The organism is Legionella impletisoli (assembly GCF_900639875.1).
Taxonomy (GTDB): Bacteria; Pseudomonadota; Gammaproteobacteria; order Legionellales; family Legionellaceae; genus Legionella_A; species Legionella_A impletisoli.
The window spans coordinates 82,643-96,827 of record NZ_CAAAIA010000008.1; the positions used below are offsets into that span (position 1 = coordinate 82,643).

Consider the following 14,185-nt stretch of genomic DNA (forward strand, 5'->3'; position numbering starts at 1 on the left):
GTTACTAATAAGCATTTTATCAGGGAAAAATAAGGAGATATATTATGGCAAGTCCCGCGTATGTGTGGATCGTTGATGATCAAGGCAATGAAGTGAAAGGTGAATGTAAGGTTAAGGAACGAGAGGGGAGTGTTGAAATATTTCAATTTAAATATGGTGTCTCGATGCCTGTTGATAAATTTAACGGTGCAACTAATGGTACACGTCAGCACGATACAGTGACCATAACCAAACCGTACGATCCCACAAGTCCAGTTTTATTTAAAGCAGCCTGTGATGGCAAAACACTCAAACAAATGACTATTAAATGGTATCGCATCAATGAGAGCGGTAAAGAGGAGGAGTACTTTATTCATGTGCTAGATGATGTGAAAGTGGTTTCATATCGCCAACAATTATTGCACACCAAGGACCACCAAAACGATGCGCATGTTCACGAAGATATTATCGATCTACGGTTTGGCAAAATTACCATCAAACATCACGATGGGAATATTGAACACTCTGATACGTGGTTGGTGAGAAGCTAGTTGAAGACGTTGTTTAGGCCGTGAAACATGGCCTAAACACTTAGGCAATAGCTTACCCTAACCGTTTTAAATAGTGGTTTCCAGTTTCAACCTCGTTGAGATCCAATCATGTCCGATTTTATAAACCGGCTTTTAGGGAAGTCATGTAGTCTCAAAGAGTCGATTTTAAGTCATATTCAATACCTTTTGAATGCGCGAAAAGGAAGTTTGCTTCATCTTCCTGATTACGGGTTATCGGAATATCCGATTCATCAAGGTTTTGCTGAAATGCAAAAAAAATTTGTCGATGATTTAAAAACCGTCATTGAGCGTTTCGAGCCAAGAGTTTCTTCTTTAATCATTGAAGGGATAACAAATGACACTAGAAACGGTGTCTTGCAAGTCTCTATACAGGCTGATTTGAAGGTAATGGAAGCAATCAATTTTCAGGCACAGCTTTTAAAAAATGGTGAAATTAGGATTATGGGCGATATATGAGCAAAAGTATCCAGGATTATTTTCAAAATGAAATTCAATTGTTGAACGAGTCGATACACCATTTTACCAAGTCCTATCCTCAAAATGCAGCCAACTTACACCTGGATACAATACAAGGGCGTGATCCTCATATCGAGCGGTTGCTGGAGGGATGTGCTTATTTAACAGCTCGGGTGAAACAACAAATTGATGTGGGTGTGAACCATATTGGTGAGGCTGTTTTAAGACAACTTGCCCCTGTCTATTTAGCGCCTCAACCCGCCATGACTATAGTAGAATTTACAAGTCCGCATAATCGGCTTACGAGTTCAGAGCATATACCCTCTGGTATTAAATTGATATCCCATCCCGTAGGCGAAGAACAGGTCAGCTGTGAATTTCAGACCCTTTATGCTATGGACGTTCATCCTATCCATCTCAGTACCATAGAGCTTCATGAACAACGCCTTCAACTCGTCTTTAACATTCATGATGGGGTGCTGCCTTCTACATTAACCATCCGTCATTTATCGCTTTATATTCATGCCTCCAGTACGCAGGCTTATGAATGGTATTATTTTTTAACAAGGCAAGTCGAGCGTGTGAACCTCATTTATGCCTCTGGAAAGAAGACGTATTTGGGAGGGCAAGAGATCATCCAAGAGAGGGAATGTGAGCGTTCATCTGAGGCATGGTTATCTGAGAGTGAGCACAATCCGTTTCATTCGCTTCGTCGTTATTTTCATTTTTCTTTAGGTGAGCAGTTTGTAACGATTGACCTAAAAGAATCCGTGCTTTTGGAAGAACAGTTTACGGTTGAGATTGAGTTTTCAAATCCAGTTACATTACGCCTTCACCGAGGTTTATTCAAATTACATTGTGTTCCGGCCATTAACCTATTCTTAATGTCTGGAGAGCCTATTCGGTGTCGAAATGATCATAGCGAGTATCCGATTGTGTTAAGCCAGGAGCATTCGGTAAGCAAGCAACTCTATGCCATAGCGCGCGTTTTAGGTATTACTAAACATCACCCTTCTCAGATTGAATTTGAAGATCTCTGCCGTACTGAGGCGGTTAAACCTGAAGGTTTCTATTACCGCTTAATGCAAACCAATGAAAAGCAAGAGGTAATTCAGAGTAAATTTGTTTTTTCAGGACCTTTAAACAATCTCCTTTTGGTAAGCTTTGATGCTTTGGCTTGTAATGGTTATTATCCCAATCAATACCTCAATGGGGGTGATTTGTATTTAAACGACAAGCGTGTTTCATTACAGCTTGAAGCTAGCAACATAACTAGACCCAACCAATACCAACTGCCAAAGCTTGATCCTCAGCGGATCCCCAGTATTTTGATGTTGATAAACGCAAATTTGGAGCGCTTTAAATCGGTTTTATTTTTAAAGCGGCTATTATCGCTTCACGACGAGCGTAACGTAGCAACGCATTTAATCGAGAGTATCAGCGCAATTCATTTTAATCTCTTTAACCGAGTCCGACAGGGTATCGTGCAAAAAGGTGTTTTGTTTAAAGTGATTATGAATTATGAACAAGCTATTTTGGGAGAAGTTGCCTTATTTGGGAAGCAATTGCATAGGTTGTTACATTATTTTAAGCCCATCAATTTTTTTCTCGAAACCCATATCGAACTTAAACCCTCTGGCCAGGTATTTATTTGGGATATACCATGAGCGCAAAAGAGGCGACATCGAATGATTTTTTTCATACGCTCTTATCTATATTTAATGACTGTCCCCCTGATGAAGAATTAGTCTTTATCTCGCAAAAAAGATTGACGTTAAAAACAGTTTCATCCTTAGAATTTCCTGTTCGTGATGTGGCAAAGATTATCGAAACTCCCAACGAGGTGATTATTGCATGCCAGTTTATGGGCTTATATGGAGTGGATTCTCCATTACCGCCTTATTTCAACGAATTATGTTTAAATGAACGTGATGGTGGAGCATGTATACAAGCCTTTCTAGATAGTTTAAATCACAGATTTTATGCACTTTTGTATTTGTCTTGGCAGGCATTTCGATTAGATAAGCAATACATAATGCTTCATGGATTAGAAGAAGAAAAACCAGTTCCCACTTTAGCAGATAAAACGTTTTATGCCGCGACAGGGAGTCTTGGGTATATGATAAATCTTTGCCAGATGATCCTGCCTGAATTTAAATGGGACATTAAGGAGTGTATTCCAGATTGGGTGCGGTTAGATGAGGTTCAAGCACTGGGAGAACAGTATAGGTTAGGAGAAAATTCCTTATTGGGAGATCATATTTATGATAGCAGTAGCAAGATTGAAATACATACGGGGCCTCATCGTTTGAAATATGCGTTAACCCTCTTTCCGGGAGGAACCATAGCTCCTGTCTTCATTTCTGAAATAAATAAATCTTTAATGGAATTGATGGAGTTTGAGCTTGTGGTCTCTATAGCGTATGAACCTTCCATTCTGGTTTTAGGTCAATCGAATATTGCGCTTTCGTACAATAGTATCCTTGGAATTTTAGCCGACGACACGTATTCATTAAGAGTTTCTAAATCCCAATATAGCGCCACCAACGAAGCTTTATACTGCTAGGACGCAAATAAAAAGGCGTAGTTGCAATACAATCTAACTACGCCTACAAAAATAAGTCTGTAACCATTATTTAGCGATGAGCAATCGCTAAGCCTTTTAGAATGGTTAAAGCGGCATACAATTGATAATCATTGTGTATCAAATCTTGCTCGTCTTCAGTCGTTGGTGCGGAGGATAGTATTTTTTCCTTAGCTTTTGGATCATTACTGTTGTTGTTGAGCAAATGACCATTTAAATCAGCTTCGGTAAATCCTGTAAACTTAGCTTCATCTTCAGCTTTAGGTATAGATACCTCTTCGACAATAATGTCAGGGGTAATGCCTTTGGCCTGGATGGAGGTTCCAGCAGGAGTATAATAGAGTGCTGTGGTTAATTTAATTCCACGTTTATCATCTAATGGTAAAACGGTTTGCACAGAACCTTTCCCAAAGCTTTGTGTTCCCAATATGACGGCTCGTTTATTATCTTTAAGCGCACCCGCTACAATTTCTGAAGCTGAAGCGGAACCATTATTAATTAGCACGACCATAGGTGCATTATTTAAGATATCACCAGGATTAGCCAATGCGGTGAATTGCGTACCCGGTAGTCTTCCCTCGGTATACACAATTTTCTCTTCCTCCCCTTGCTTATCATTATTGATAAAGGCATCGGAAATTTGGATAGCTGAATCTAAAAGTCCGCCTGGATTATTGCGAAGGTCTAAAACTAAACCTTGCAGCTTGCCGCCGGATTCTTGTTTTAGCTGCGCAATTGCATCCAACATATCCTTGCTGGTCAACGCTTGGAATTGCGTGAGACGAATGTAACCAAATTTATTATCTAGTAACTTGCTTTTTACACTCTTGATAAGAATTTTTTCCCGTACCAACGTAAAGCTTAGAGGTTTATTTTCACCTTTTCTTAGAACGGTAATATCAATGGTGCTGCCTGGTTTTCCGCGCATAATCTGAACTGCATCTTTTAATTCCATGCCTTGTACGGATTTATCGCCGAGTTTGATGATGTAGTCACCCGCTTTAACGCCTGCTTTAAATGCTGGAGTATCCACCAGTGGAGTTACGACTTTAACTACACCACCTTCTAAGGTGACTTCAATACCTAAACCACCAAATTCACCATTGGTTGCAGTTTGTAATTCTTTAAAATCGTCTTCATTTAGATAGGTTGAGTGAGGGTCAAGCCCCGTTAACATACCTCGTATTGCGTTATCAAAGAGTTCTTTATCGTCCGTTTGTTTGACATAATATTTTTTGATTTGACTAATCGCATTGGAAAAACGTTGCACTTCTTCCATAGGAATGCGTTGGCTGTTCGTGGCTTCTGCAGCGGCGGAAATTGGTAAAACAACGGCGACTGCAAGTAAGCCTGCCATAGTAGTTGATAATAATTTATTTGCCGACATATAAAATTCTCCTTGCAATCACGGCGTCCCGTGCCGGTATTTTGCCTTGATGTTGTTATTCTTGTTTCTGCTGCAAAAAACAGGCCAGAGAACAATTAAGACAACCAATCTAGTGGAGAAATTGCTTTTCCACGGTGTCTTACCTCAAAGTATAGACCGTTTTCTTTAAGTCCACCGCTATGTCCAACTGTTGCTATTTGCTCACCTTGTTCCACGGATTCTCCTTTTTGTTTAAACAAGGCTTGGTTATGCGCGTATAAGGTCATGTAACCACGACCATGATCAATAATAATCAATAGCCCATACCCCTTTAACCAATCGCTAAACACGACTTTCCCGGGGTAAACGGCATCTACCGATAATCCTTCTTTAGCATAAAACATCACCCCTTGGTTGATGCGATTGATGTGATTTCGGGTGACAGCAACTGGAAAAGGTAATTTATGCTTCGCAAATGCAGTTTGAGCTGACAGGACGCTCTTTTTCGCTAAATCTCGAAGCAATCGAGATAGGTTTTCTTTGTTTTTTTGAACATCGATTAAAGCTTGTTGTTGATGATTAATATCCTGATTTAAATCTTTAATTAATTTAGTTTGATAGAGTTTTTCGCCTTCGAGTTTCTCTTGTCTTGCCAGTAAATTTTTTTCTAGGCCTTGTTGCTCCTGTCGCTCTTGACTTAAGGCATTTTGACGAGTGGCTAACTGGGCTTGAAGGGTTTTAACCGTTGTGATGCTTTGTTGATGGGCTTTAATCAAATATTGATAGTAAGTGAGTAATTGACTGATAGAATCAGGGTTTTCTTGATTTAAAATCCATTTTAAAGGTTGATACTCACCCACCTTATAGCGAGTTCGTACTTGTTTAGCTAAACGAATTTGTTCGATTTTAAGCTCTTGCTGTAACGTAGTGATTTCCTGGCTTAATTGATTAATCTTATCTTGGTTTTTTTCAATGGCAATGTGCGTTTTACTTAAATCCTGAATGCAGGCGCTGATTGCTTTTTCTGTTGTAGCCAGCTCTTGAATTAAAATCGATTTTTTATCTTTGCTCTCAGTTAACGCCTTTTCAAGGCGACTGATTTTTTGTTCCAACACCTTCAACTGAGATTTAGTTTTTAAAACCGAGGCGGGTTCAGCGTAGCTTAAACGAACGATAAAAAAAATGCCTAATAATAGCCATTTAATTGGATGTTTCATAAGCGTTTACCATTAATGATCGGCCTGTCATTTCTTCAGGAGGACGAATGTTAAGCAACGTCAGCATAGTGGGCGCGATATCGATTAAACTCCCATGCGTATCTTTAAATGCCCAACCTCCACCGACATAGACCAGCGGGACAGGTAGGTTGGTATGGGCGGTTTGGACTTGTTGGGTACTTGTGTCATACATCAATTCAGCATTGCCATGATCGGCTGTAATCAAGAGCATTCCCTTAACTGACCGGAGCGCTTCCCAAATTCGACTCATGCATTGATCCAAACATTCAATGGCTCTAATCGTAGCAGAGAAGTTTCCGGTATGACCGACCATATCGGCATTGGCATAGTTACAGATAATAACATCATATTGTTGGGCATGAATGGCCTTTACAATGGCATCGGTTAAGGCCGGAGCACTCATTTCAGGTTGCAAATCATACGTGGCTACTTTAGGGGAAGGAATCAAGTGTCGCTCTTCCTGGGGATAAACATGCTCAGAGCCACCATTTAGAAAAAAAGTAACGTGCGCGTACTTTTCAGTTTCAGCGATTCTCAATTGGCTAAGTCCTTGATTTGCTAAAACTTCTCCAAGGGTATTGGTTAATTCAGGGGGTGGAAACGCGCTTTCTGTAGGTAGAGCTCGGCTATATCGCGTCATGCTGATAAAATGGGTTAGCGATGGGTGTCTTTCGCGCTTAAATCCCTTGAATTCATCATCTAAAAAAGCATGTGAAAGCTGCCTGGCTCGATCGGAGCGGAAGTTGAAAAAGAAAACCGAATCACCTGATTCAATCGCTTTTCCCTCACCTATCTTGGTTGGGGGAATAAACTCATCTGAAATCGATTCTTCATAAAAATGGTGGAGCGCTTCTTCAGGGGATTTAAACTGTTGTTGAGATTCGTTTTGGGTTAGAAGCCGGTAAACAGGCTCAACACGTTGCCAGCGTTGGTCGCGATCCATCGCGTAATAACGACCACTAATCGATGCAATCGTAGCTACGGGGAAGGCTTCTAATACCGCATTGAGCCGTTCAAAACTCTCAAGAGCGCTCTTTGGTGGAGTGTCTCGACCGTCTAAAAATAAATGCAAATAAACGCGGTCAAACGATTTGGCAGCACAGAGTTTAATAAATTCGAAAAGATGGGCTTCATGACTGTGAACACCGCCTGGTGAAAAAAGGCCCATCACATGAATGGCTTTATCGCGTTGTTTCATCTCTTCAATCATTTGATTAAAGAGAGGATTGCTCGCAAACGCACCTGATTCAATCGCTTGATTGATGCGCGTGAAATCTTGCGGAATAATTCTGCCTGCACCAATGTGCATATGGCCTACTTCAGAATTACCCATTTGGGCATCGGGCAGCCCCACACACTTCCCCGAGGCTTCAAGCATGATATGTGGGCAGGTTTCCCACCATTGATCCCATTGCGGGGTAGATGCCTTGGCAATGGCATTGTATTCAGAATCTTCGCGATAGCCCCAACCATCTAGAATAAGCAAAACAAGAGGGGATTTGTGGGGCATGACTTCTCCAAATAAACCTAATAGACCCTAATACTAATGACTTTCGATTCTGGACTCAATGAGGAGCGATAACAATTATTACAAATAAGAAAGGGCTAAGATCTAAAATAGACTAGACCACAAGTCTCGCTTAATACACATTGTTCTTTGAGTGAACAAATCACGACGCTGGCCATACTTCATGCACCAATTCGCTTAATCTTTTGTAATAAAAAGGGTAGACTATGAGCCATTTATCGATAAGCGAAGATTCCATTTTGAAACAAAAAATTCCCAATCATGTGGCGATTGTAATGGATGGAAATGGACGATGGGCTGAACGTCATGGATTACCACGTGTTGAAGGGCACAGTGCGGGTATTGAAAAAGTTAAATCGACTATCCATTTTTGTTTAGCTAGGGGCATCGGCATATTAAGTCTTTTTGCTTTTAGCACGGAGAACTGGAGGCGCCCTGAAAAGGAAGTGGATTGTTTAATGAAGTTATTCATACACGTCTTAAAAAAAGAAATTCATTCTTTACACAAGAATGGTGTTTCTTTGCGGTTTATTGGTGATCGGTCGCAGTTTTCTCAAGCGTTGCAACAACAGATGCATGCTTCCGAAACATTAACCGATCAAAATCAAAAACTGATTTTAAATGTGGCGATGAATTACAGTGGTAAATGGGATATTTTACATGCGGCCAAGCACATTTATGAGCAAATTGCCGACAAAAAAATCACCCTGGATGAGATGGATGAAACACTCTTTTCCAGGCATTTATCTAGCGGGGAGCTAAGCGATCCTGATTTATTGATTCGAACCAGTGGAGAACAACGAATCAGTAATTTTTTCTTGTGGCAATTGGCCTATACCGAGTTGTATTTTTCCGATGTGCATTGGCCAGACTTCTCAGAAGAGGAGTTTGAAAAAGCATTACAAAATTATAGCTTAAGAGAGCGAAGGTTCGGCCAAATCTCAAAGCAACTACATGAGCAAAACCATGTTTAAGCAACGATTGTTGACAACCCTAGTTTTAATTCCTTTAGTTTTACTGGCTATCTATTTTGCCTATCCTTGGTTACTCGGGTTCGTCTTACTCGCGCTGGTTGTGGCTGGTGGATGGGAATGGTTACCACTGATGCCGGTTAAATCGATTTGGATTAAGCTCTTTTTTATCTTTGGCTTAGTTGGAATGGTTGGTGCTTCCTTCTGGTGGCTTCATGATTGGCTTTATGTGGGATTATTTGCCTGGTTTTTAATTTTAATCGCCGTGGTTACTTTCCCAGCTTCTAAAGCTTACTGGGGTTTTCCTATTGTGGTTGCGGGTGCTTGTCTTTTATTACTTCCTCTTTTTGCAGCGAGTCTTTCTGCAATTTACTTATTACCCAATGGTCAAGATTTAATTGTTTACTTATTGTGTTTGGTTTGGGCTGCCGATGTGGGTGCGTATCTGATTGGTAAAGCATTCGGAAAAAGAAAGTTAATCCCTCAGGTTAGTCCTGGAAAAACAATTGAAGGGGTGATGGGTGGGGTTTTTTTATCTTTGGTCGTAGGAGCTGTTGCTTATTTTTACTTTAAACCGATGAATCCAGGGGCTTGGTTTTTGTTAGCGGGGTTTACTGCGCTCATTTCTGTGCTTGGTGATTTATTCATTAGTATCTTGAAGCGCCGGTGTCAATTAAAAGATACTGGGCATATTTTTCCAGGTCATGGTGGGGTTTTAGATCGCTTAGACAGCTTAATTGCTGCTGCTCCCTTTTTCTTTTGGGGCGTTCAAGTCCTGACAACAGGCTTTTAGTATGTGGACCGCATTTTATTTTATATTAGCGTTATTCATTCTTATTGTCGTGCATGAATATGGCCATTTTATTGTTGCGCGGCTTTGCGGAGTAAAGGTACTTCGCTTTTCCTTTGGGTTTGGGAAAATATTGTTTAGTTGGAAGGGGAAGAAGGGAACCGAATACGCTTGGTCAGTTTTTCCGCTGGGCGGTTATGTCAAAATGCTCGATGAAACGGAAGGTGAGGTTCCAGAGCATGAGCGTCATCTAGCGTTTAACAACAAGCCTTTATGGAAAAAAGTAGCCGTGGTCATTGCAGGCCCGTTCTTTAATTTTTTGTTTGCGTTTTTCGCCTTATGGCTCATGTGGGTTATTGGTTTTAAGTCTTTAGCGCCTATGATTGAAGAAGTTAAGCCAGGGAGCATTGCGTATTTGGCGGGGTTAAAACCCAATTATGAAATCCTAGCGCTGGGTGATGAATCCATTGATAGTTGGCGCGACTTTCAGTACGCTATTATGCCTTATCTTGGGAGCGATGCGTCCATTAACCTGAAGGTTAAATCATTGAATAATGGCGCGATTAATACTGTAACGCTCCCTTTAAAAGATTGGCAGGTCGGAATTAAAAAACCTGATCTCTTGAAAAGTCTTGGTATTGTTCCTTTTGTTCCGAGTATTCCCCCAGTGGTCGGTGAGGTAGTTAAAGACGCGCCTGCTTCCAAAGCAGGACTTAGAGTTGGGGATAAGATTACGGCGATTAATGGAAAAACAATTACCGATTGGCTGGAGTTGGTTGAATTTGTTCAAGAACACCCCGCCCAGACGATTCAATTAGAGGTTATGCGAGGCCAAAAAACCAAAACCATTCCCGTTACGATTGGACTAACTGAACGCCAAGGAGAGAAAGAAGGCTTTTTAGGGGTAAAATCACAGCACGTAGATTGGCCTAAACGTTGGTTAAGGGTACAGCAAAAAGACCCGTTTCATGCGGTAGGAAAGTCTTTTAGCCAGACCATGGAGCTAACTGGGGCGACTTTTGTGTTGCTTGGGCGCTTAGCGATAGGGAAGCTTCCTATCCAGAGCTTAAGTGGCCCAGTTGGTATTGCACAAGGCGCAGGTGAATCAGCGCGTGGAGGGTTGTCGTATTATCTATCGTTTTTAGCTCTGGTGAGTATTAGTTTAGCTGTGTTAAATTTACTGCCTATTCCTGTACTGGATGGTGGCCATCTTCTTTATTATCTCATTGAAGCAATTCGAGGAAAGCCACTGTCAGAAGAGGTTAAATCGGCGGGTATGTATCTTGGCTTGTTGTTGTTGATGGCATTGATGGTTGTTGCACTCAGCAACGATATTTCTAGGTTAATGGGATAAATAACGTCTATTTTGACTCCTAGCAGATAGACTTTCCCTGCGCTGAACTTTCGGGGCGAGAATTGTTGTTGGTTGGTTACCTTTTCTTGACACAGCCAATGAGTTCCTATAAAAGGGTTCAATTTAATTTAGTTTGAACCATAAACGTGCGACGGATATTTCACTAACTCCTGGTAGGTTGATTAGCCCTTCTAGGCAAGATGTTCCGGATTTAAATAATAATAATGAATAAAATGAGTAAAAATTTTTTATTAAGCGCCTGTTGTTCAGCCGCGCTATTTGTATCAACCCAAGCCTTTGGCGCCGATAGTTTTGTTGTACGTGATATTAAAATCACCGGCTTACAGAGAGTTAGCGTTGGAACTGTCCTAAATTATATTCCAGTACAAGTGGGCGAAGAAGTTGGCCCATCTTCAACCCCTAAAATCATTCGAGCGCTCTATGACACTGGTTTTTTTCAATCAGTTGTACTTGAACGTCAAGGTAATACATTAATCGTCAATGTTGTGGAGCGTGCCACAATAGGTTCTATTAATGTTGTGGGAAATAAAGAAATTCCCAGTGATAAAATGAAAGAGATTTTAAAAGAGCTTGGGTTAGTTAAAGGTCATGTGTATCAGCGTGCTTCTCTTGAGCGATTAGAGAAGGAATTAAAACAGGCTTATAATGCACGCGGTAAATATAACGCAAGAATTGATAGTAACGTCACAACGTTAACAGAAAATCGCGTGGCCATTAATGTGACTATCTCTGAAGGTCGTGTATCTCGCATTAAAGAAATAAAAATCATTGGCAATCATCATTATCCAGAAAATGAGCTTTTATCGCAGTTGGCATTATCCAGCAGCACCATGTTTACGTATTTCACGAAAAAAGATCAATATTCGAAGGCGGCAATGGATGCATCTTTGGAGGCGCTGCGATCGTTTTATTTAGACCGAGGGTATTTGAAATTCAAAATCATTTCTTCGCAAGTGCTATTATCGCCAGATAAAAAAGATGTGTTTATCAATATTCATATCGAAGAAGGTCCACAATATCGCTTTTCTGGATATGAGATTGTAGGAAAAACGGTACTTCCTGAAGAAAAACTACGCGCTTTGATTCAAGTTCAAAAAGGGGCTGTATTTTCCCGTAAGAAAGTTACCGAGAGTATTTCAGCCATTGGTATGGCTTTAGGCGATGTGGGTTACGGTTTTCCAGCTATCAATGCCGAGCCAAGAATTAATGAAGAAAATAAAACCGTGTTTATCGCCTTTGTGATGGATCCGGGTCGCCACGTTTACGTTCGCCGCATAAATTTTCACGGCAATACAAAAACGGGTGATTATGTTTTAAGAAATATTATTCGCCAAGATGAAGGCGCGCTTTTGTCGTTACATAATATTAAAGAATCTGAACGGCAATTGCGTTTATTAAACTATCTTAAAAACATAGATGTAAAAACAACCCCAGTGCCTGGTGCAAACAATCAAGTAGATTTAGATATTTCGGTTGAAGAAGCCCCATCAGCAGAAGCGAGCGCTTCATTAGGTTACGGCACTACAGGGCCTCAATTTAATGCATCCTTTAACCAATATAATTTTATGGGGACAGGAAGAACCGTTGGTTTGGCTTTTAATGCGAGTTACTGGGGGCAGGACTACTCTTTCAATTATTATAATCCTTTTTATACCAACACCGGAGTTGGCCGAGGTGTGAGTTTATATTTCCAGAAGGTTGACCCACAGAATCTTGATGTGGCTAGTTATTCATCCGATCGATTCGGGGGTGAAGTCAACTACAACATGCTTTTGAGCGAAAAAGATAGTCTTCAATTTGGGTATGGGTATCAAGGCCTAAATATCCAATCGGTAGGTCTAGTGCAACAGGTTCAAAACTTTGTGACTTTGTATGGCCGTAACTTCAGCCAGATCCGATTAAATGCGGGTTGGAATCGCAATTCTTATGATCAAATGCCTTATCCGACCAAGGGAATAAATCAGCAGGCTGGAGCAATGTTGTCATTGCCAGCAAATGATCACTCGCTCAATTATTACAAGGCGTCGTATCAAGCAAGAATGTACTACCCAATTACTCGTGGTTTTATATTTACCCTCTTAGGAAACGTTGGGTATGGTAATGGCTTTAGAAGAGATACCGGTTTACCGTTTTTTGAAAACTATTTCGCAGGCGGTATTGCGCAACCAGGGCAGGTTCGTGGTTATGAGAGCTACTCATTAGGCCCACAAGATAGATTTGGAAATGCCCTAGGCGCCAATTTACTGGTTAATGGAAGTATAGGGCTTATTCTTCCTTATCCTTTAAGCCGCGATAATATTCGAACCAGCATTTTTGCCGATGCAGGAAACGTGTTTGCCAAGGATACACCTGCTGCTTTAACTGGAACACCTTCAGGCCCCTTACGATATTCTAGTGGTGTCTCTGTGGAATGGCGCTCTCCTTTTGGACCCTTAGCCTTTAGTGTTGCGAAACCTTTGAACAAGCAGCCAACAGACGAAGAACAAATCTTTCAATTTACCTTGTCTTCAAGTTTTTAATGTATTAAATGATGAAATTATGGTTTAGAAAGTTAACGTTTGCGTTTGCCCTAGTTGCAGGTCAAAGGTTATCGCATCCCTGAAAGAATTGTGCTAGCATTTATTGAGTAACGGGTGAGGGGCGTATGAATTAAATTCGTGTGTCTAAAATCTTAGTTTTTCATAATACATCTAGGGATATTTCCTAGGTAATAATTATTCTTTTTATTCTTCAATCTGGAGTGAAAACATGAAGCGATTTGGGTTGTTGTTAGCCGTATTATTTTCAATTTCTAGCGCAGCTGCCTTTGCTGATAGCAGTAAAATTGGCGTGGTTGATTTACAAAAAATTATGCAAAATTCACCTCATATGAAAGAAATTCAAGGAAAGCTTGAAAAAGAATTTAAGCCAAGACGTGACAAGCTAGTAGCTGCTGAAGAAAGTCTAAAAGCAGATATGGATAAGTTTAAGCGTGAAAGTGCTGTGATGAGTGAAAAGCAGCGGAAAGAACTGGAAAGAAAAATTGTTGCGGCACAGCAACAATTTGAGCGTGAAGGCCAACAATATCAACAGGAATTAAGTGCAGCGCACAATGAACAAATGGAAGCTTTTTACAATAAGATTCGTGATGCGATTGTAAAAGTAGCGAAAAGTGATAAATATGACATTGTCTTACAAAAAGATGCCGCTCCTTACAGTGCTGATAAGCTTGATGTGACGGATAAGGTAATGAAGGAGATTAAATAACCTTCATTATGGGGAAACGGTGTAAGAAACAATCGGTATCCCTTAGCGGATGAAGTAGTCATAAAAGTCGCCCAGTGATT

General features: G+C 40.6%; 12 protein-coding genes. 9 read left to right on the forward strand and 3 right to left on the reverse strand.

Annotation, left to right across the window (positions count from 1 at the left end; translation table 11 throughout):
• Positions 1-44: 44 nt before the first annotated feature.
• From tssD to E1O41_RS09570, 4 genes are all read left to right on the forward strand, one after another.
• Positions 45-530, forward strand: a complete 486-nt coding sequence (gene tssD / locus E1O41_RS09555) for a type VI secretion system tube protein TssD (protein ID WP_131777099.1) — start codon at positions 45-47, stop codon at positions 528-530.
• A 108-nt stretch (positions 531-638) separates the two neighbouring features.
• Complete coding sequence (tssE, locus tag E1O41_RS09560) at positions 639-1,007, forward strand: type VI secretion system baseplate subunit TssE (protein ID WP_131777100.1); 369 nt, start codon at positions 639-641, stop codon at positions 1,005-1,007.
• Positions 1,004-2,674 carry a type VI secretion system baseplate subunit TssF gene (gene tssF, locus E1O41_RS09565; protein WP_131777101.1) on the forward strand — a complete coding sequence of 557 codons (1,671 nt, stop codon included), beginning with the start codon at positions 1,004-1,006 and terminating at the stop codon, positions 2,672-2,674. The genes tssE and tssF overlap by 4 nt, the downstream gene beginning before the upstream one ends.
• Complete coding sequence (locus E1O41_RS09570; protein WP_131777102.1) at positions 2,671-3,573, forward strand: type VI secretion system baseplate subunit TssG; 903 nt, start codon at positions 2,671-2,673, stop codon at positions 3,571-3,573. Before tssF ends, E1O41_RS09570 begins: the two co-directional genes overlap by 4 nt.
• 70 nt (positions 3,574-3,643) lie before the next feature.
• Here the strand turns inward: E1O41_RS09570 and E1O41_RS09575 are convergent, their stop codons facing one another.
• From E1O41_RS09575 to gpmI, 3 genes are all read right to left on the reverse strand, one after another.
• A complete protein-coding gene (locus E1O41_RS09575; protein ID WP_131777103.1) occupies positions 3,644-4,978 on the reverse strand; it encodes a S41 family peptidase in 1,335 nt (444 codons plus the stop codon).
• A 95-nt stretch (positions 4,979-5,073) separates the two neighbouring features.
• A complete protein-coding gene (locus E1O41_RS09580) occupies positions 5,074-6,174 on the reverse strand; it encodes a murein hydrolase activator EnvC family protein (protein WP_131777104.1) in 1,101 nt (366 codons plus the stop codon).
• Positions 6,158-7,705 carry a 2,3-bisphosphoglycerate-independent phosphoglycerate mutase gene (gpmI, locus tag E1O41_RS09585; RefSeq protein ID WP_131777105.1) on the reverse strand — a complete coding sequence of 516 codons (1,548 nt, stop codon included), beginning with the start codon at positions 7,703-7,705 and terminating at the stop codon, positions 6,158-6,160. The genes E1O41_RS09580 and gpmI overlap by 17 nt, the downstream gene beginning before the upstream one ends.
• Before the next feature lie 257 nt (positions 7,706-7,962).
• On the opposite strand from gpmI, the gene E1O41_RS09590 reads away from it, so the two are divergent.
• The 5 genes from E1O41_RS09590 to E1O41_RS09610 all read left to right on the forward strand — a co-directional run bounded on the left by E1O41_RS09590 (position 7,963) and on the right by E1O41_RS09610 (position 14,105).
• Positions 7,963-8,697 (forward strand): isoprenyl transferase, encoded by a 735-nt coding sequence (locus tag E1O41_RS09590; RefSeq protein WP_131777167.1) that lies wholly within the window; start codon positions 7,963-7,965, stop codon positions 8,695-8,697.
• Positions 8,690-9,487 carry a phosphatidate cytidylyltransferase gene (locus E1O41_RS09595; RefSeq protein WP_131777106.1) on the forward strand — a complete coding sequence of 266 codons (798 nt, stop codon included), beginning with the start codon at positions 8,690-8,692 and terminating at the stop codon, positions 9,485-9,487. The genes E1O41_RS09590 and E1O41_RS09595 overlap by 8 nt, the downstream gene beginning before the upstream one ends.
• 1 nt (position 9,488) lies before the next feature.
• The gene (gene rseP / locus E1O41_RS09600) at positions 9,489-10,838 is read left to right on the forward strand and encodes an RIP metalloprotease RseP (protein WP_131777107.1); all 1,350 of its coding nucleotides are present in this window, start codon (positions 9,489-9,491) and stop codon (positions 10,836-10,838) included.
• Between the two features lie 224 nt (positions 10,839-11,062).
• A complete protein-coding gene (bamA, locus tag E1O41_RS09605) occupies positions 11,063-13,378 on the forward strand; it encodes an outer membrane protein assembly factor BamA (RefSeq protein WP_131777108.1) in 2,316 nt (771 codons plus the stop codon).
• A 229-nt stretch (positions 13,379-13,607) separates the two neighbouring features.
• Positions 13,608-14,105 (forward strand): OmpH/Skp family outer membrane protein, encoded by a 498-nt coding sequence (locus E1O41_RS09610; RefSeq protein WP_131777109.1) that lies wholly within the window; start codon positions 13,608-13,610, stop codon positions 14,103-14,105.
• Positions 14,106-14,185: the final 80 nt, after the last annotated feature.